This is a genomic window from Geothrix mesophila (assembly GCF_022808835.1).
GTDB lineage: Bacteria > Acidobacteriota > Holophagae > Holophagales > Holophagaceae > Geothrix > Geothrix paludis.
This window is the reverse complement of record NZ_JAKZLD010000004.1, coordinates 324,116-342,435: the sequence shown is the minus strand read 5'-3', so window position 1 is coordinate 342,435 and position 18,320 is coordinate 324,116. Positions and strand designations below refer to the sequence as shown.

General features: G+C 69.7%; 15 protein-coding genes. 9 read left to right on the top strand and 6 right to left on the bottom strand.

What is annotated here, in order from left to right:
* Nucleotides 1–16: 16 nt before the first annotated feature.
* Nucleotides 17–1,969 (top strand): RluA family pseudouridine synthase, encoded by a 1,953-nt coding sequence (locus MLG87_RS13880; protein ID WP_243295741.1) that lies wholly within the window; start codon nucleotides 17–19, stop codon nucleotides 1,967–1,969.
* A 34-nt stretch (nucleotides 1,970–2,003) separates the two neighbouring features.
* Nucleotides 2,004–2,447 carry a hypothetical protein gene (locus MLG87_RS13875; RefSeq protein WP_243295740.1) on the top strand — a complete coding sequence of 148 codons (444 nt, stop codon included), beginning with the start codon at nucleotides 2,004–2,006 and terminating at the stop codon, nucleotides 2,445–2,447.
* Nucleotides 2,448–2,466: 19 nt separating this feature from the next.
* Here MLG87_RS13875 and MLG87_RS13870 read toward each other — a convergent pair whose 3' ends face one another.
* Nucleotides 2,467–2,775: a 4a-hydroxytetrahydrobiopterin dehydratase gene (locus tag MLG87_RS13870; RefSeq protein WP_243295739.1), complete on the bottom strand. Its 309-nt coding sequence runs from the start codon at nucleotides 2,773–2,775 to the stop codon at nucleotides 2,467–2,469.
* 46 nt (nucleotides 2,776–2,821) lie between these two features.
* Between MLG87_RS13870 and MLG87_RS13865 the strand changes: the two genes are divergently transcribed.
* Entirely contained in the window at nucleotides 2,822–3,580 is a 759-nt protein-coding gene (locus MLG87_RS13865; protein ID WP_243295738.1) for a 3-oxoacyl-ACP reductase family protein, read from the top strand.
* Nucleotides 3,581–3,768: 188 nt separating this feature from the next.
* Here the strand turns inward: MLG87_RS13865 and folD are convergent, their stop codons facing one another.
* A complete protein-coding gene (folD, locus tag MLG87_RS13860; protein ID WP_243295737.1) occupies nucleotides 3,769–4,680 on the bottom strand; it encodes a bifunctional methylenetetrahydrofolate dehydrogenase/methenyltetrahydrofolate cyclohydrolase FolD in 912 nt (303 codons plus the stop codon).
* A 242-nt stretch (nucleotides 4,681–4,922) separates the two neighbouring features.
* On the opposite strand from folD, the gene MLG87_RS13855 reads away from it, so the two are divergent.
* The 4 genes from MLG87_RS13855 to hppD all read left to right on the top strand — a co-directional run bounded on the left by MLG87_RS13855 (nucleotide 4,923) and on the right by hppD (nucleotide 11,299).
* Nucleotides 4,923–5,492, top strand: a complete 570-nt coding sequence (locus MLG87_RS13855) for a ribosome maturation factor RimP (protein WP_243295736.1) — start codon at nucleotides 4,923–4,925, stop codon at nucleotides 5,490–5,492.
* Nucleotide 5,493: 1 nt separating this feature from the next.
* Nucleotides 5,494–6,822, top strand: coding sequence for a transcription termination factor NusA (gene nusA, locus MLG87_RS13850; RefSeq protein WP_243295735.1), 1,329 nt, complete (start codon nucleotides 5,494–5,496; stop codon nucleotides 6,820–6,822).
* 57 nt (nucleotides 6,823–6,879) lie between these two features.
* A complete protein-coding gene (gene infB / locus MLG87_RS13845) occupies nucleotides 6,880–9,984 on the top strand; it encodes a translation initiation factor IF-2 (RefSeq protein ID WP_243295734.1) in 3,105 nt (1,034 codons plus the stop codon).
* 181 nt (nucleotides 9,985–10,165) lie between these two features.
* On the top strand, nucleotides 10,166–11,299 hold the full coding sequence (gene hppD, locus MLG87_RS13840) for a 4-hydroxyphenylpyruvate dioxygenase (RefSeq protein ID WP_243295733.1): 1,134 nt from the start codon (nucleotides 10,166–10,168) through the stop codon (nucleotides 11,297–11,299).
* A gap of 61 nt (nucleotides 11,300–11,360) precedes the next feature.
* Here hppD and MLG87_RS13835 read toward each other — a convergent pair whose 3' ends face one another.
* Nucleotides 11,361–11,834 carry a DinB family protein gene (locus MLG87_RS13835; RefSeq protein ID WP_243295732.1) on the bottom strand — a complete coding sequence of 158 codons (474 nt, stop codon included), beginning with the start codon at nucleotides 11,832–11,834 and terminating at the stop codon, nucleotides 11,361–11,363.
* 46 nt (nucleotides 11,835–11,880) lie between these two features.
* On the bottom strand, nucleotides 11,881–12,894 hold the full coding sequence (locus MLG87_RS13830) for a guanosine monophosphate reductase (RefSeq protein WP_243295731.1): 1,014 nt from the start codon (nucleotides 12,892–12,894) through the stop codon (nucleotides 11,881–11,883).
* Nucleotides 12,895–13,001: 107 nt separating this feature from the next.
* On the opposite strand from MLG87_RS13830, the gene MLG87_RS13825 reads away from it, so the two are divergent.
* Nucleotides 13,002–13,406 carry a type II secretion system protein gene (locus MLG87_RS13825; RefSeq protein WP_243286864.1) on the top strand — a complete coding sequence of 135 codons (405 nt, stop codon included), beginning with the start codon at nucleotides 13,002–13,004 and terminating at the stop codon, nucleotides 13,404–13,406.
* Nucleotides 13,407–13,476: 70 nt separating this feature from the next.
* Nucleotides 13,477–14,013: a DUF4149 domain-containing protein gene (locus MLG87_RS13820; protein WP_243295730.1), complete on the top strand. Its 537-nt coding sequence runs from the start codon at nucleotides 13,477–13,479 to the stop codon at nucleotides 14,011–14,013.
* Here the strand turns inward: MLG87_RS13820 and MLG87_RS13815 are convergent.
* Nucleotides 13,980–15,098: an efflux RND transporter periplasmic adaptor subunit gene (locus MLG87_RS13815; protein ID WP_243295729.1), complete on the bottom strand. Its 1,119-nt coding sequence runs from the start codon at nucleotides 15,096–15,098 to the stop codon at nucleotides 13,980–13,982. The genes MLG87_RS13820 and MLG87_RS13815 overlap by 34 nt on opposite strands.
* The gene (locus MLG87_RS13810) at nucleotides 15,095–18,319 is read right to left on the bottom strand and encodes an efflux RND transporter permease subunit (RefSeq protein ID WP_243295728.1); all 3,225 of its coding nucleotides are present in this window, start codon (nucleotides 18,317–18,319) and stop codon (nucleotides 15,095–15,097) included. Before MLG87_RS13810 ends, MLG87_RS13815 begins: the two co-directional genes overlap by 4 nt.
* Between the last annotated feature and the right edge of the window lies 1 nt (nucleotide 18,320).

The window sequence follows — 18,320 nt, the reverse complement described above, 5'->3', positions numbered from 1 at the left end:
GACGGAGGGCGTCGCCATGGCACGCATCGAACGGGAATGGCAGGCGGAGCAGGAGGGCGCGGCCCTGGCTTCGGAGCTGCACAAGGTGATGGTCATCAGCCACCGGCAGGCCAAGGGCTTCATCGACGGCCGCTGCGTGACGGTGAACGGCGAGACCGCCGAGAAGCACGGCCACCGGCTCAAGGCCGGCGACACCGTGAAGGTGGTGTTCGATCCCGAGCTCACCTACGAGGTGCTGCCGCCGCCGAAAAAGCTTAGCTCCGGCCCCTACGAGACGCTGTGGGAGGACAACCACCTGCTCTTCGTCTTCAAGCCCGCGGGCCTGCTGACGGTGCCGGCCGAGCAGGGCGGCGAGCCCAGCCTGGCGGAGGCCATCACCGAGTCCTACCGCCGCCGCGGCTTCAAACGCTTTAACCTCTTCATCGTCCACCGACTCGACCGCTTCACCAGCGGCGTGCTGGTCTTCGCCAAGACCCCGGAGGCCCTGCACGGCCTCAAGAAGCACTTCGAGCTGCACCGCCTCCAGCGCGTCTACTTCGCCATCCTCGTGGGCGAGCTGCCGGAGAACAGCGGCACCCTGGCGGGCCACCTCATCGAGCACGCCAAGTCCCTGAAGATGTCCGTGGCCAAGGTCCGCAAGGGCCCCGGCGGCGGCAAGCGCATGCCCGCGGGCGCCAAGGAGGCCGTCACCCACTACCGCGTGATCGAGCGTCTGCCCGGCCACACGGTCGTGGAAGTGCGCCTGGAGACGGGCCGCCGCAACCAGATCCGCGTGCAGTTCGCGGACCGCGGCTTCCCCCTGCTGGGCGACCAGGTCTACGGCACCGAGAGCCCCCTGCTGGATCGCCAGGCCCTGCACGCCGAGCTGCTGGGCTTCAAGCATCCCGTCACCGAGGAGCAGGTCACGGTGACGGCCCCCATGCCCGCGGACATGGAGGCGGCCCTCAAGGCCCTGCGGAATTCCGCCCGCCTGCAGCGCGCCGCCACCGGCGCCAAGGGCGAGGAGGGCATCTTCCAGCCCACCGAGAGCCGCGACCACAAGCTCAAGCGCGTGGCCCGTGCCAAGCGGTTCGACGAGCGGGAGGCGCCTGCCCGCCCCCGCCCCATCAATGGCGACGAACGGCCCCGTCGCCCCTTCACCCCCGGCGACCGTCCGACCCGGCCGCGCCGCGAGGAAGGCGACGAACGCCCGCGCCGCAGCTTCGGCTCCACCGAGCGCCCCGCCCGTCCCCGCCGTGACGAAGGCGACGAGCGGCCGCGCCGTCCCTTCACCCCTGGCGACCGTCCCGCTCGGCCCCGCCGCGAGGAAGGGGATGAGCGCCCGCGCCGCAGCTTTGGCGCCACCGAGCGCCCCGCCCGCCCGCGGCGCGACGACAGCGACGAGCGGCCCCGCCGGCCCTTCACCCCCGGCGACCGTCCCGCCCGACCCCGCCGTGACGAGGGCGACGAACGCCCGCGCCGCAGCTTCGGCTCCACCGAGCGCCCCGCCCGGCCCCACCGCGACGAAGGCGACGAGCGGCCCCGCCGGCCCATCACCCCCGGCGACCGTCCGGCCCGGCCCCGCCGTGACGAAGGCGACGAACGTCCGCGCCGCAGCTACGGCTCCACCGAGCGTCCTGCCCGCTCGCGACGCGACGAAGGCGACGAGCGGCCCCGCCGTTCCTTCACCTCCGGCGACCGCCCAGCCCGACCCCGCCGCGACGAGGGCGACGAACGTCCGCGCCGCAGCTTCGGCTCCACCGAGCGCCCCGCCCGCCCGCGACGCGACGATAGCGACGAGCAGCCCCGCCGTCCCTTCACCCCCGGCGACCGTCCGGCCCGACCCCGCCGCGACGAGGGTGATGAGCGTCCGCGGCGCAGCTATGACGCGACCAGCCGCCCGGCAGGCCCACGCCGCGAAGGCCCCGGTGGGCGCCCCGCAGGCAAGCCCGGTCCGCGCACCGGGAAACCCAAGCCCCGGAAATCCTGAGGAACCGCATCCCGGCCCGGCTCATCCTTCTTCCATGCACCTCTGCTGGTTCGGTTTCGTCCTCACGTCCTTCCTGGCGGCCCAGGAGGTGGGAACCTTGGATCTGCACACCGATCTGGGCACCGATCCCGTCATGCATCTCCGCCTGGTGCAGCCCGGGTGCTGGGACAGCCTGATCCTGCACGCCGCCCCCCGGGCCTTGCGCGCGCCCCAGCGGGATCCCGCCGGGGCCACGGTGGAAGTGTGGGATCTGGCCTACCGGGACACACCGCGGCGCGAGGCCTTCACCCTCGCCCTCAAGGCCTTGCGGGAGCGCCTGGTCCGGGCCTTCGCGGCTCCGCCGCCCAGCCACGGGAAGATCGAACTCAGCGAACTGGTCTCGTCGGATCCCTCGAATCCCCAGCAACTGGACCTCACCAAGGTGCAGTCCATGCAGGAGCGGTTCAACCCGCCACCGCGCACCCCACCGATGCGCTGAGACGAGGGTGGTCCCCTGGCTAGATGTGCTCCTGGTACATCCGGTCCAGGGCCTCGGCCAGATCCAGATCCCGCTGGGTGACGCCGAGGCTGACGTGGGTGGTGAGGACCGCCACGACCCAGCGGTAGCCGAGGGTCAGGTCCGGGTGGTGATTCACCTTCTCGGCATGTTCCGCGGCGGCCATGACGAAGCCCAGGCCTCGCGGATAGCCGGAGAAAACATAGCGGCGCCGAAGGGTCAGGCCATGGGCATCGCCCTGCGCGACCCAGTCGGGATGCGCCTTCAGGAAGGCCTCCATGGCGTCAGGGCTGACCAGATCCTTGGACATGCTTTCCCCCATGGGGCATCCTAATCCGTTGCCCTGGAATCGCGCCATGCCCTTCAACCAACCTCCCCTGCTCGGCCGCATCGCCTTCGTCACCGGCTCCTCCCGGGGCATCGGGCGCGCCATCGCCGTGGAGCTGGCCCGCTGGGGGGCGGATGTGGCGGTGCATGCCCAGAAGAACCTGGACTTGGCAGAGGCTGTGGCGGCGGAGGTCCGCGGCATGGGCCGCCGGGCCATGGCCGTGTTGGCGGACGTCCGCGTGAAGGCCGAGCTGGAGGCCGCCGCGGACCAAGTGAAGGCCGAGCTGGGGCCCGTGGACATCCTCGTGAATAACGCAGGCACCCGCAAGGATGGTCCCTTCATCCTCATGGGCGATGCGAAGTGGGAGGAGGTCATGGACGTGAACCTCCGGGGCACCGTCTACGCCACCAAGGCCTTCGTCCGCGGCATGATGGCCCGCAAGTGGGGGCGCGTCGTCAACATCGTCAGCCCCACCGGCATCATCGGCATGGCCGGCCAGACCAACTACGGCGCCAGCAAGGGCGCCGTCATGTCCCTCACCAAGAGCCTGGCCCGGGAAGTGGCCCCCTTCGGGGTCCTGGTGAATGCCGTGAACCCCGGGTTCATCCACACCGAGCTGACGGCGGACGTCTCCGAGGAGGCCAAGCGCGTCCTCCTGGCCCCCACCATCCTCAAGCGCGAGGGCGAGCCCGAGGAAGTCGCCAGCGTCGTGGCCTTCCTCTGCTCCGACTGGGCCAGCTACATGAGCGGCCAGATCATCAACGTGGACGGCGGGCTCTGCCCCTGAGCCGAAACAAAAACTGCTAACCGCGAAAATCGCGAAACGCCCTGTGGGCACGCGAAAGAACAGAAGGAAACAGATTGCTTCCAGGCTTCAAGGACGTGGAATAAACCCGAAAGCCGCCGACCCGGAAGTCCGGTTGTCCATCTCCTTTCGGGCTTTTTCGCGTCTTTCGCGGTTCCAGGTCTTCCCTCCTAGGGGTTATTCGCCGCCTGCAGGGTGTTGGTCAGCAGCCCCGCGATGGTGAGGGGGCCGACGCCGCCGGGGACGGGGGTCACGGCGGAGGCCACCTGCATGGCCTCGCCGAAGCGCACGTCGCCGCAGAGGACGGCGCCCTTGGCCATCAGGGTCTCCAGCTTCTTGGGCTCGGCGGCGAAGATGCGCTCCCCCAGGACGAGGTCGTCCACGCGGTTGATGCCCACGTCCACCACCACGGCGCCGGGCTTGATCCAGGAACCTTCCACCAGGCCCGGCTTGCCGACGGCGGCCACCAGCAGGTCAGCCTCGCGGCAGACGGCCGGAAGATCCTTCGTGCGGCTGTGGGCGATGGTCACGGTGGCGTGCTGCTCCAGCAGCATGAGGGCCATAGGCTTGCCCACGATCTCGCTGCGGCCCAGCACCACGGCACGCAGGCCCTTCAGCGCCAGCCCGTGGTGGGCCAGCAGGGACATGCAGGCGGAGGGTGTGCAGGGGCGCAGGCTCGGCAGGCCCTCCAGCAGGAGGCCCTGGTTCACCGGGTGGAAGCCGTCCACGTCCTTCGCGGGGCTGATGCGGTGCAGGGCCCGCTTGGAATCGAGCCCCTTGGGCAGGGGCAGCTGCACCAGGATGCCGTCCACCCCGGGATCCGCGTTCAGGCGGTCGATGAGGGCGTCCAGCACGGCCTGGGGCGTATCCGCCGCCAGCCGATGCTCCAGGGAGGTGATGCCCACCTTGGCGCAGGCCGCGGACTTGTTGCGGACGTAGACGTGGCTGGCGGGATCGTCGCCCACCAGCACCACGGCCAGGGCCGGGGCGCGCTTCCCTTCGGCCAGCCGGGCCTCCACTCCCTGGCGCACCACCTCCAGCATGCGGTCCGCATGCGCCTTGCCATCCAGCACCTGTGCCATGGGCCATCCCTCCTGGGCAAAAGGGGACCCGCCAGCCCCCAATCCAGCCTACCAGCCAGCTCGCCAGCCTGAGGCCGGGCCCACCGGGGCCGGGCACCGCCACCCCCCGATGCGTTCCCGGCCTTGAGAACCCTTGCACATCGCGCTAGACTCATAGGTCAATTCGGCCATGGCCTCCCGGACTCGGGTGCCAAGACTGGGTGGGTTCGGCCCACCTTTTTTGTTGTTCACCCGGAGATCCCGTGGATCTGAAGAAAGCGCAACCCCTCCTCGAGCGCCAGCTGGCCCTGCTGGGCTATGAGCTGGTGCACCTGGAGCTGGCCCGCGAAGGCCGGGACGAGGTGCTGCGCCTCTACATCGACCACCTCGACGGCGCCACCAGCGGCCGCAAGGTCACTCTGGACGACTGCACCGCCGCTCACGAGGGCCTCCTGCTCTGGATGGACGTGGAGTTCCCCGATCTGCGGGAGAAGCTCGGGGTCGAGGTCAGCAGCCCGGGCATGGAGCGCCCCCTGGTCAAGGCCGACCACTTCCGCCGCTTCGCGGGCCGGCTCTGCCGCGTGCAGACCGCCGCGCCCATCAACGGCCAGAAGCGCTTCAAGGGCTGGATCGGCCCCGTGGAGGGCGCCAGCGTCACCGTGGAGGAGGACGGCGTCCTCAAGAACATTCCCCTTGAGTCCATCCAGAAGGCGCGCCTGGCGCCCTTCGATGAGGACAAGACCCCGCGGCCGAAGCACCTGGCCGCCCGTTTGACTGAAGTACCCGATGCCGATGGCGTAGAGACAAGCGCCGTCGAGGACGAGGAGGCCTGAGATGGCGAACGTGGCAACGACCTTTTTCGATAGCGTGAAGATGATCGCCGCCGAGAAGGGCATCAACGAGGAAGATGTCTTCGCGGCGGTGGAGGAGGCCCTCGCCAAGGCCGCGGACAAGTTCTTCAACGCCCAGGATTTCTACGGCAACTTCCAGGCCCAGATGGACCGGGAGACCGGTGAGTTCCACGTCTACGCCCTGAAGCAGGTGGTGGCCGAGGTCGAGGAGGAGGACCTGGAGATCAGCCTGGCGGAAGCCCAGACGCTGAACCCGGACGCGGCCGAGGGTGACACCCTCTGGCTGCCCCAGGACACCAGCCAGCTCGGCCGCATCGCCGCCCAGGCCGCCAAGCAGGTGCTGGTGCAGAAGGTCCGCGAGGCCGAGCGCGAGCGCATCTTCACCGAGTTCGCCGACCGCATCGGCGAGGTGGTGGTGGCCGAGGTCAAGCGCTTCGAGAAGAGCGCCATCATCCTCGAGATCGACCGCGTCGAGGCCATGCTGCGCCGCTCCGAGGCGCTGCGCGGCGACCGCTTCGACAAGGGCCAGCGCATCAAGGTGGTGATCGTCAGCGTCGACCGCAGCGCCAAGGATCCCCAGGTGCAGGTCAGCCGCACGGATCCGCGGCTGCTCATCAAGCTCTTCGAGAACGAAGTCCCCGAGATCCACGACGGCACTGTGGTCATCCGCAACTGCGTCCGCGAGGCCGGCGACCGCGCCAAGGTGGCGGTGCACAGCCTCGATCCGGATGTCGATCCCGTGGGCGCCTGCGTGGGCCTCAAGGGCAGCCGCGTGCAGGCCATCATCCGCGAGCTGAAGAACGAGAAGATCGACATCGTGCGCTTCTCGGATGACGCCGCCCAGTTCATCGCCAACGCCCTGAACCCCGCCAAGTCCATCCGGGTGAACCTGGTGGACCCCGAGGCCCACCGGGTCGAGGTGGTCGTGGACGACGAGCAGCTCAGCGTCGCCATCGGCAAGCGGGGCCAGAACGTCCGCCTGGCGGCCAAGCTCACGGGCTGGAACATCGACGTCCGCAGCGAGGCCGACAAGCGCCGCGAGGCCGAGGTCGCCATGGGCCTGGCCCTCCCGGAGATGGACGCCGAGGCGGCCCCCGCCGCCGAAGCCGCCGCCCCCGCCTCCACCCTGCTCGACGAGATCCAGGTCGAGGGGTTGGACGCCGCCCTCGCCGACCGGCTGGCCGCCGCGGGCTATTCCGATGCCAAATCCCTTTACACTGTCACTGCCGAGCAGCTCATGCAGGTGGAAGGCATGGATCAGGATCTGGCCTTCCGTCTCATCGATGCCGTGCAGGCGTACTTCGGGGAGTAGGCTGTAGTCCTGCAGCCCTTCCCGTTTCCCACCCCCAGGCCGAGGTAATCCCCTTACATGCTGCGTATCAACCAACTCGCCAAAGAGCTCGGAGTCGCCAACCAGGAGGTCATCGAGGCCTGCGAGAAGCGTCTGGGCCTCCAAGGGAAGAGCCACAGCTCCAACCTCACCGATGACCAGGCGGACCAGCTGCGCCGGGCCTTCCAGGGCAAGCACAAGGGGGAGACCGAAGCGCCGCCCCTCGCGCTGCACAAGCCCTCCGCCGCCGTGAAGGTGGTGAAGGGACCCGCTCCGGTCGCCCCCCGTCCCGAGCCCAAGGTCGAGATCCCGGTCGAGGCCCCCAAGGCCGCGCCCGCCGTGCTGGTGAAGAAGGCCGAGCCCAAGCCTGAAGCCCAGCCCGAACCGAGCCCCGAGCCGCACGCGGCGGCCCCCGCGGCCCCTCCTGCGGCCATGCCCACGCCCCAGGCGAAGCCGACCGAACCCGCCCCGGCTCCGACGCCCGCTCCCGCCGCGTCCGCAGCCCCGGCCGCCGCGCCGGCCCCGGTTGAGGCTCCGGCGCCGGCCCCGGCGGCGGAAGCGCCCAAGGAGACCTTCTCCCGCCTGAAGGTGTCCACGGGAGCCGCCCCGGCCCCCCGCGAAGAGAAGCCTGCCCGCTACATCCAGCTCCCGCCCACCCGGCCCGCGGGCGCCCCGGCGCCCCAGCGTCCGGCCCAGCCCTCCGCGGCCCAGGGTTCCGGTCCCCGCCCCGAAGCGGGCGCCCGGCCCATCATCCAGCGGCCCGGCCAGGCCCCCGCGCCCCGGGACGTCCAGCGCTCCGGCATGCCCCAGAAGGAGAAGGCCGTTCTCCAGATGGCCACCAACACGGGCCGCGGAGAGGTGCGCCACGACGCCCCCGCCCCCGTGGCCCCCAGCCGGCGTCCCTACATTCCGCCCGCCATCACCGAGCTGCGCCCGGACCAGGGCTTCAGCCGCATCAAGACCTCGGATACCCCGGCCCCGGCGCCCCGGTCCACGGAACCTGCCCGCTACATCCAGCTGCCCCAGGCGCGCCCTGCGCCCGGCAGCCGCCCCAGCGGCCCCGGCGGTCGTCCGGGCGGTCCCGGCAGCCGTCCCGGCGGCCCCGGCCGTCCCGGCATGGGCTCCCGTCCCGGTGGTCCCGGCCGTCCCGGCATGGGCCCCCGCCCCGGCGGCCCCGGTCGCGGCCCCTCCATCCCGGCCTCGGGTCCCATCGATCCCAACAGCCAGAAGGGCCCTGGTCGCGGCGCCCACGTGGGCGGCAAAAAGAAGAAGGGCGGCTACGTCCGGAGCAAGGAAGAGGAACTCGACCTCAAGCTCCGCCAGCCCCGCTCCCGCGCCCAGCAGGTCGCCAGCGAGTACATCGAGGAGGAGATCGGCATCGTCATGCTCTCTGAGGGCGTGACGGTGAAGGAACTCGCCGAGAAGTGCAACCGGCCCGCCAAGGATGTGGTCGCCAAGCTGCTCCACCGGGGCATCTTCGCCACCATCAACCAGCCTCTCGACACCGAGATGGCCAAGGACATCGCTCGCGAGTTCGGCTACCTGGCCGACATCGTCTCCTTCGAGGAGGACGTGCAGATCGCCGCGGATGAGTCCGGCGAGGTGGCGGGCGAAAAGCTGTCCCGTCCCCCGGTCGTCACCATCATGGGCCACGTCGACCACGGCAAGACCTCGCTGCTAGACGCCATCCGCAAGACCAAGGTGGCCGCGGGCGAAGCCGGTGGCATCACGCAGCACGTGGGCGCCTACCACGTGGCCGTGAAGGACCCGAACACCGGCGAGAAGCGCAAGGTGGTCTTCCTCGACACGCCGGGTCACGAGGCGTTCACCAAGATGCGCGCCCGGGGCGCCAAGGTCACGGACATCGCCGTCCTGGTGGTGGCCGCCGACGACGGCGTCATGCCCCAGACCGTGGAGTCCATCAACCACGCCAAGGCCGCGGACGTCCCCCTGGTCGTCGCCATCAACAAGATCGACAAGCCCGGCGCCAATCCGGACAAGGTCCAGCAGGGCCTGCTCCAGTACGGCGTCCAGACCGAGGCCTACGGCGGCGACGTGCCGGCCGTCCTCGTCAGCGCCAAGACCCAGCAGGGCCTCGACGAGCTGCTCGAAACCCTGCTACTCGTGGCGGACCTGAAGGAACTGAAGGCCGTCTACGACTGCCCCGCCGCCGGGTCCATCATCGAAGGCCGGCTGGACCGCGGCCGCGGTCCCGTGGCCACGGTGCTCGTGCAGCGCGGCACCCTGAAGGCCGGCGACATCTTCGTGGCCGGCGCCACCATGGGCCGCGTCCGCGCCATGTTCGACTACCTGGGCCAGCGCGTCACCGAGGCCGAGCCCTCCACCGCGGTGCAGATCCTCGGCTTCGAGGAAGTGCCCAGCGCCGGCGACAACTTCCAGGTGGTGGAGGACGAGGGCAAGGCCCGCACCATCGTCTCCTTCCGCCAGGAGAAGGCCAAGCAGGCGGCCCAGCAGAAGCAGCGCGCCACCCTCGAGACCCTGTTCAGCACCCTCAAGGACGGCCAGGTCAAGGAGCTGCCCCTCATCATCAAGGCCGACACCCAGGGTTCCGTGGAATCCCTGGTGGGCCAGCTGGAGCGCCTCAGCACCGAGAAGGTCCGGGTGCGCATCATCCACAGCGCCGCCGGCACCGTCACCGAGAACGACGTGCTCCTCGCCGAAGCCTCCAAGGCCACCATCATCGGCTTCCAGACCCGGGCCGAGAAGAAGACCGAGGAGCTCGCCCACGAGGAGGGCGTGGACCTGCGCTTCCACGACATCATCTACAAGGTCACGGAAGAGGTCGAGCAGGCCATGGTCGGCATGCTGGACGCCACCGAGAAGGAGACCGTCCACGGCCAGGCCGAGGTTCGCCAGCTCTTCAAGATCGGCAAGGCCGTCATCGCCGGTTCCTTCGTCACCGAAGGCAAGGTCCAGAAATCGAACAAGGTCCGCGTGAAGCGCGGCGAGGAGGTCCTCTTCGAGGGCGGCATCAAGAACCTCAAGCGCTTCAAGGAGGACGTGACCGAGGTGAAGAACGGCCTCGACTGCGGCATCTCCCTCGATGGCTTCGACGAGCTGAAGGAAGGGGACATCCTCGAGTTCTTCAGCAAGGAGAAGGTGATCGCGACCTCCCTGAGCTGAGGCGATCCGCGCGAAGCGCGGATCGGAAACGGGCCCGCTCCGCGGGCCCGTTTTTCATTGATTTCCATAATTGACTCAATGGTGTTTAAATATTGAATACAATGGGGTAAACATCATTCATGTGATTCCCGTCACGCCCCTGCGGCCCCAGACTGGACGGTCTGCCCCGTGTGAGGTGTCCATGACCGCTCCGAGCTTCGCCCTGACCGCCCCTGCCCACCGGGAGCCCGGCGGCAATCCCATGGGGCTGCAGCGCATCGATCACTTCCAGCTGACCGGCTCCGTCGAGCGCCTGGAGCCCCTCTACCGCCGCCTGGGGTTCGCCCGCGTGGCCAGCGGATCCCACGCCTGGGGCCGGATGGTCCACCTGCGCCAGCAGCGCATGGACATCCTCATCTTCGAAGCCATGGCCTCCCATCCGGCCGGCAGCTACGCCCAGGCCCACGGAGAAGGCGTTTGCGCGCTCAACTTCCTGGTGGACGACCTGGACGTGGCCATGGCCCAGGCCCGCGCCCAGGGGGCCCGCGTCATGCGGGAGCCCGAGACGCACCCGCTGGGCGACGGCACGCTCCGCTTCGCCGCGATCCAGGGCGTGGGCGACGTCTGGAACTTCCTCGTGCAGCGCACGCCGGGAAACGAGGGCGAACGGAAGGGCGAGCTGTCCATCTTCTGGCCCGGCCTCTCGCCCGACCCGGCCCCGGCCTTCTGCGATCCCGGCCTGGTGCGCGTGGACCACCTCACCAACAACGTGGGCCCCGCCGAGATGGACGCCCTGGTGGACTTCTACGAGCGCGTCTACGGCTTCGTCGTCACCCGCGAGTTCCACATCCGCGGTGCCCTGGGCACGGGCCTCGACTCCAAGGTGGTCCAAAGCGCCAACAACCAGGTGATCATCCCCATCAACCAGCCCACGGACGAGAAGAGCCAGGTGCAGGAGTACGTCACTCGGCACAAGGGCCAGGGCGTGCAGCACATCGCCCTCTCCACCAACGACATCTTCCATACCCTGCGCACCCTGCGGGACCAGGGGTTCAAGTTCCTGCGGGTTCCCGACACCTACTACGAGCTGCTGCCCGGGCGCATCGCGGCAAGCGGCTACACCGTGCGCGAGGACCTGGCCACCGTGCAGGAGCTGGGCGTCCAGATCGACGGCGACGAGACCGGCTACCTCCTGCAGATCTTCACCGAGGACCAGATCGGCCCGCTGTTCTTCGAGATCATCCAGCGGCGGGGGAACATGGGCTTCGGCGAGGGCAACTTCCAGGCCCTGTACGACTCCATTGAGCTGGATCAGAAGAAGCGGGGCGTGCTCTGACCACAGACACGGATTAACCACGGAGCCCTGTGGTTAGCCATGCCATCAGGGCTCCCTGGGATCATTCCCTGCTGAGCCGCTTGATGAGCTGGATCTGGCCGCCGTGGTGCAGGTCATGGGCGGCGGTGCCGAGGATGAGGTCGCGGATCCGGTACTGGGCCTTGGCGGAGGGACGGTCCAGATCGGTGGGGTCCAGCGCGGCCACGGCAGCGCGCAGGTCCCGGTGCATGCGATCCAGCAGGGCCAGGTCCGCCTTCCACTGGGTCGCATCGGCGTCCCCCCGCGGGAACCAGTTCGATCCTTTGAGGGGGAAGGCGCCTCGCGGGAGATCGGCCAGCTGGCGCAGCACGGCGTATTTCCAGTAGGCCAGGTGGACCACCAGTTCGTGGATGGAGGGCCGGCCGGGACCAGGGCGGCCGGCGGCCTCCCCCGCGCCCAGCCCGCGCACCGCGCCTTTCAGGTTCGACCCGTGCCAGGACTTGCGGTCGTAGGCCTGGTCGAGGGTCAGGAGGATCAGCTCGATCTCGCGGGACATGGCCCCTCCGGGGAGAGTGTCCCCCAGCATGCCAGCGCGGGGCGCCTCAGCGCAGCGTCTTGTGGGGCAGGCCTTCGACCCAGCCGGCGGGGGAGACCTGAACGTAGTTGAGCTTCCGCTGGAGCTCGCGGATGGTGTTCGCGCCGGCATAGGTCAAGCCCGAGCGCAGGCCGCCCACGATGTCAGCGAGAATCTCGTCTTCGTCCTCCCGGTAGGGAACCTCGGTGGCCACGCCCTCCGCGGTCTTCCACCCGGTGAGGCCTCCCAGGTGGTCGTCCGCCACCTCCTGGCTGGCCATGCCCCGGTACACCTTGCGGGTGGGCGTCCCGGCGTCGTCCCGGAGCGGCTCTCCCGGCGTAGGGCGCGTGCCGGCCAGCATGCCGCCGATCATCACGAAGTCCGCGCCGAAGGCCAGGGCCTTCACGACGTCTCCCGGGGTACGGATGCCCCCGTCGGCCACGATGGAGCGGTCCGCCCGGGAACACTCCTTGATGGCCGTGAGCTGGGGCACGCCGAAGCCGGTCTTGAGGCGCGTGGTGCAGACGCTGCCCGGGCCGATGCCCACCTTCACGATGTCCGCCTTCACGCTCGCCAGGTAGTCCGCCCCCGCGTAGGTGGCCACGTTCCCGGCCATGATGCATTCGTTCGGCAGGATCAGGCGCATGCGCTTGACCATCTTGCCGACGTACTTGGCGTGGCCGTGGGCCACGTCCACACAGAAGTACTGGGCCCCCGCGTCCCGTAGAGCCTCCACCCGCTCCATCTCCGCCTCGGCCGTGCCCACGGAGACGAAGGTGGGGAAGCGGCAGCGCCGGAACATGGCGACGTTCTCCTCCACGGACATGAACCGGTGGAGGACCCCCATGCCACCCCGCTCGCCGATGAAGTCGGCCATGGCCTCCTCGGTCACCGTGTCCATGTTCGCCGTCAGGACGGGCAGCTCCAGCCGGAGCTTCCCGGTCTTGTCGGTCATGCTGATGTCCACGATCCGCCGGGACTCGTGATGGTTGTAGGCCGGGATCAGGAGAATGTCGTCGAAGGTGATCGCGGTTTCGGGCATGGGATCCTCGTCCGGACGCGCCCAGCATACGTCGATCCCGCCGTCCGGGCCCGGGCAATCCCGCAACCACCCCCTCCGCCGGCCCCCGGCTGCGCTAAGGTAATGCCATGCGCCTCGTCCCCTCCCGCCAGCGCGGGTTCACCCTGATGGAACTGCTGGTCGTCATGACCATCCTGGCCCTCCTGGCCACGATCGGTCTGGTGGGCTACCGGTACAAGACGACCGTGGCCCGCGAGGCCGTCCTCAAGGAGAACCTCTTCCAGATCAACCACGCCCTCGAGCAGTACCGGGCGGATCGCGGAAAGTATCCCTCGAGCCTCGCGCCCCTCCGGGAGCTGGGCTACTTGCGGGACATCCCCTGGGATCCCATGACCCAGTCCCGGGACACCTGGCAGCTCGAAACCGAGCCCCCGGATCCCGATAATCCCGATGCCGACCTGGGCGTGTGGCGCGTCCGCAGCGGCTCCGCCGACAAGAGCCCCACCAACCAGATCCCCTACAACGAGTGGTAGGGGGCCCCAGGCCTCAGGGTTCAGTCCTCAATCCTCAATCCTCAGCATTCGGTATTCAGCACGGAAATCCATGAGCCCCAGCACTCTGCACCGCCTCGACCGCATCACCACCGCCCTCCTGCTGCTGTGGGCGGGCGCCGCGCTGGGCTTCGGCGTGTTCTCCGCGCCGGTCTTCTTCCGCGAGCTACCCAGCCGCGACGTGGCGGGCCATATCGCCGGCCTCATCCTGGGTCGCCTGGACTGGGCGGCCTGGACGGTCTTCGGCCTGGCGGGACTGAGCTGGGGCGCCCGGTGGATCGCCGAAGTGAAGGAGGATCTCATCGGCCCCATCCGACTCTGGAGCGCTGCCTGGCTGGTGGCCATGCTCATGTGCCTGGCCAGCACCTTCGTGGTGACGCCCAAGGTCCGGGCCATCCGGACCCGCATCGACGCGCCCATCGAGACGCTGGCGCCGGAGCATGCGGACCGCGTGGCCTACAACAAGGCCCACGGTCTCAGCCGCAACCTCTTCTTCCTGCGCATCCTGCTGGCCCTGGGCCTGGCGGCCACCGTGGGGATGCTGCCCCGGAAGGATCAGGCGCCGGAAGGATTAGGCCCCTCGGCCTGAACCCGGTCCCCGTCCTTCAGGCCGAGGGGCGGATTCAGCACCACCGTGTCCCCGGGCCGCAGGCCACCCAGCACGCGGATGCGCTGATCCTCCTCCTCCCCGAGCTGGAGGGCCTGGAAGCGCACCCGGCCATCGGCCTGCACCACGGCCGCCAGGGGTTTGCCCCCCTGCAGAACCACGGCCTCGGCGGGTACCGCGAAGCGACCGGCGGCGGGCACCTTCAGCGCCACCTGGACGAAGCCCCCCGCCAGGAAGGCCCGGTCCCGATTATCCAGGTCGGCCTCCACCAGCAGGGTGCGGGTCCGGGGATCCAGCGCCCCGGCCACGCGGCTGAGCTTCGCCTTTCGGACGATGTCGAGGCGCTCCGCCGGGCGGATCTCCACCTCGGTGCCCACCTTCACCCGGGCCGCCGCCGAGGCATCCAGGTACACCGTGACGCGGAGGCGGTCCACCTCCGCCAGGGTCACCAGGGGCTGGGCCGTGCTGGTGGCGCCGGCGTTCTGGACCAGGGCGCCGGGATCGGCGAAGCGCTGGGTGACCACGCCGCTGAAGGGCGCGCGGACCACCTGGTAGCCCTTGAGGGTGGCCTGGGAGGCCAGCTTGGCCTCGGCCACCCGGGCGTCGGCCTCCGCCTGTTCCACGTCCCGGGGGCTCAGGAGGCCGTCCCCGCCCAGGGTCCGGCTGCGGGCCGCGTTCCGGCGTTTGTTGTCCGCGTCGGCCTGGAGGGCCTGGGTGTCCCGGTCCGTCTCCGGCGATTCCACCACGGCCACCACCTGACCCTTGGCCACGGCGCTGCCCTTGTCCACGGGGATGCTGCGGAGGAAGCCGCTCACCTTGGCGTAGAGCGTGGTGCTGGCGTAGGGCAGCGCCTCGCCCTCGAGGGCCAGGGCGCGCTCGCCGCCCTGGGTGTCCAGCCGGGTCACGCGGACCCGGGGGCCCGCCTCGGCCTCGGCCCGGAGGTGCCGGGCCTCCCGCTTCAGGTTCGACTGGCGGGCCCAGAGGAGGCTGCCCACGCCCAGGACGGCCACGGCCACGGTGAGGACGCCGCCCAGCTTGAAGGTCGGGGATTCCGGCCGCTCGCTCATGCTTCACTCCCTTGCTGTTCTTCCTGGAACCGGCTCTCCAGCAGGTGGGCCGTGGGCGGCTTCCTCCGCAGGAGGCTGTAGATGACGGGCACGATGAAGAGGGTGACGAAGGTGGCCATGAGCAGGCCCCCGATCACCGCCCGGCCCAGGGGCGCGTTCTGGCTGCCGGCCTCGCCCAGGGCCAGCGCCATGGGCACCATGCCGATGATCATGGCCAGGGCCGTCATGAGCACGGGCCGGAGGCGCACCTTGCCGGCCTCCAGGGCCGCGTCCAGGGCGCTCAGCCCGGGGTTGCCCGCCCGCACCTCGTTGGCGAAGCTCACGATGAGGATGGCGTTGGAGGTGGCGATGCCCACCGCCATGATGGCGCCCATGAGCGACTCCACGTTGAAGGTGGTGCCCGTCAGGGCCAGCATCCACAGGATGCCCACCAGGGCGCCCGGCACGGCCGTGATGATGATGAAGGGATCCAGCCAGCTCTGGAACAGCACGACCATGAGCAGGTAGACCAGGGCGATGGCGATCAGCAGCCCCCCGCCCAGGCTGCGGAAGGATTCCGTCATCACCTCGTTCTGGCCCCGGATCCGGATCTTCATGGGCGGCGGCAGGGGGCCCAGGGCCTTGATCTGCCCTTCGATCTCCTTCACCACGCTGCCCAGGTCCCGGCCGTCCACGTTGGCCATGACGTCGAGCACGCGCTGGACCGTCGCATGGTTGATCTCGCTGGGGGTGCTCACCCGCTGGATCGAAGCCAGGTTGGAGAGGGGCTGGAAGGCGGCCTGGGTGGCGGGCCCCGCGGCCCTGAAGGGCTCCGCCTGGAGCAGCCCGGCGGAGCCTGGGAGTCCGAAGGGCGTCGCGAGCAGCTTGTCGGGAGAGTCCAGGTTCGCCAGGGGGGACTTCACGACCACGGTGTAGTTCACGCCGTTGGCCGGGTTCAGGAAGTACGAGGGCGCCAGCTGACCGTTGCCCGAGAGGGAGACGAGCAGGCCGTTCGCGACATCCCGCTGGGTGACGCCCGCCCGCGCCGCCCGGAGGCGATCCACATCGATGCGGTAGGCCGGGGCCTCCGTCACCTGCTTCACGCGCACGTCCACGGCCCCGGGAATACCCTGGATGGCGGCCTTCAGGCGCTGGGCCACCGCCCCGCTGGCCCCCAGGTCGGGCCCCTCGATCTGGACATCGATGGGCGCGGCCACGCCGAAGTTCAGCACCTGGCTCACGATGTCGGCGGGCTGGAAGTAGAAGCTGACGCTCGGCAGGCGCCGCGGCAGCTCCTCCCGCAGGCGCCGCATGTGCTCGCGGGTGTGGTGCCCTTCGGGGGCCAGGGAGATGAAGATGTCCGCGTCCTGGCTCGTGACGTTGTCGCTGGGCATGTAGGCCATGTTGAAGGCGTTGGCCACGCCTAGGTTGCTGTTGATGGATCGCAACTCTCCGGCCGGGATGAGGCTCCGGATCTCGGCTTCCACCTGGGCCACGACCCGCTCGGTCTCCTCCAGGCGCAGGCCCACAGGGGCCCGCACGTGGAGCTTCATCAGGCCCACGTCCACCGTGGGGAAGAAGTCGCGGCCGATGACGAAGAGCAGGCCCGAGCTCACCGCCACGAAGGCCAGGGACACCATGAGGACGAAGACGCGGTGGTGCAGCACCTGGTCCAGAGCCCGCCCGTAGGCCACCTGGAACCGCCCCAGGGCCCCCTCGCGCCAGGCGTTGAAGCGGCCCACGAGGCTCTCGGGCTCCGGATGGTCGTGGCCCATGAGCATCCGGGCCATGGTGGGCACCAGGGTGCGGGACAGCAGGTATGAGGCCAGCATGGAGAAGACCACAGCCATGGCCAGCGGCGTGAACAGGTACTTGGCGGGCCCCACCAGCAGCACCACCGGGAAGAAGACGATGCAGATGGCCAGGGTGGCCACGATGGCCGGCACGGCGATCTGCCGCGCGCCGTCCAGGATGGCCACGGTGAGGGGCTTGCCCATGGCCTGGTTGCGGTGGATGTTCTCCACCTCCACCGTGGCGTCGTCCACCAGCATGCCGATGGCGAGGCTGAGGCCGCCGAGGGTCATGATGTTGAGCGTCTGGCCCGACAGCTTCAGGCCCACCAGGCCCACCAGGACCGCCAGGGGGATGCTGGTGCAGACGATGAGCATGCTGCGCCAGGAACCCAGGAACAGCAGGATCATCACGGACACGAGCAGGGAGGAGGCCAGGGCCTCCTTGGCCACGTCCTGGATGGCGGCCCGCACGAAGTGGCTCTGGTCGAAGTCGAACTTCAGCTCCAGGCCCTTGGGCGCCGCGGCCTGGATGGCCGGCAGGGCCTCCTTGGCGGCGTCCACCACCGCCAGGGTGGAGGCGTCCGCCTTCTTGAGGATGGCCAGGTAGGTGGCCCGCTGGCCATTGACGCGCACGATGTTGGTCTGATCCGCGAAGCCGTCGTAGACCCGGGCCACGTCGCCCAGCAGCACCGGCGCGCCGTTCACCACCTTCACGGGGAGATCCCGGAACGCCTCGATGGTCGAGGGGCTGGAGTTCGTCACCACCGGCACCTCGCGGCTGCCCATGCGGGTCATGCCCGCGGGGGTGATGACGTTCTCGGCGGAGAGGGCGTTCACCACGTCCGCGGGGCTGAGGCTCCGGGCCGCCAGCTTGGCCGTGTCGATGTCCACGGAGACCTGGCGTCCCTTGCCGCCGTAGGGAAGCGGCGTGGACAGGCCCGGAATGGTGAAGAGGCGGATGCGGATGAAGTTGGTGGCGTAATCCACGATCTTCTGCTCGGGCAGCGTGTCGCTGCGGGCCGCGAGCTGGACCACGGGCACGTTGCTGGCATTGAACTGGATGACGGCCGGCGCCGTCATGCCCGGCGGCATGAAGCGCAGGATGGGGCCGCTCACCGCCGAGATCTGTGCGATGGCCGCGCCGATGTCCGTGCCGGGCTGGAAGTAGACCCGCAGCAGCCCGACGCCCTGGATGCTCTGCGACTCGATGCGCTCGATGCCGTTCACCGTGGTGGACATGGCCCGCTCGCTGATGGAGATCACCCGGCGCTCCATCTCCTCGGGGGCGAGTCCGCCGTACTGCCAGACCACCGCCACCACGGGGATGTCGATGCTGGGGAAGATGTCCACGGGCATGCGGGTGACGGACAGGCCGCCCATGAGCAGCACCAGGAGGCACATGACGGCGGTGGTGTAGGGGCGGCGCAGGGCCAGTCGGACGATCCACATG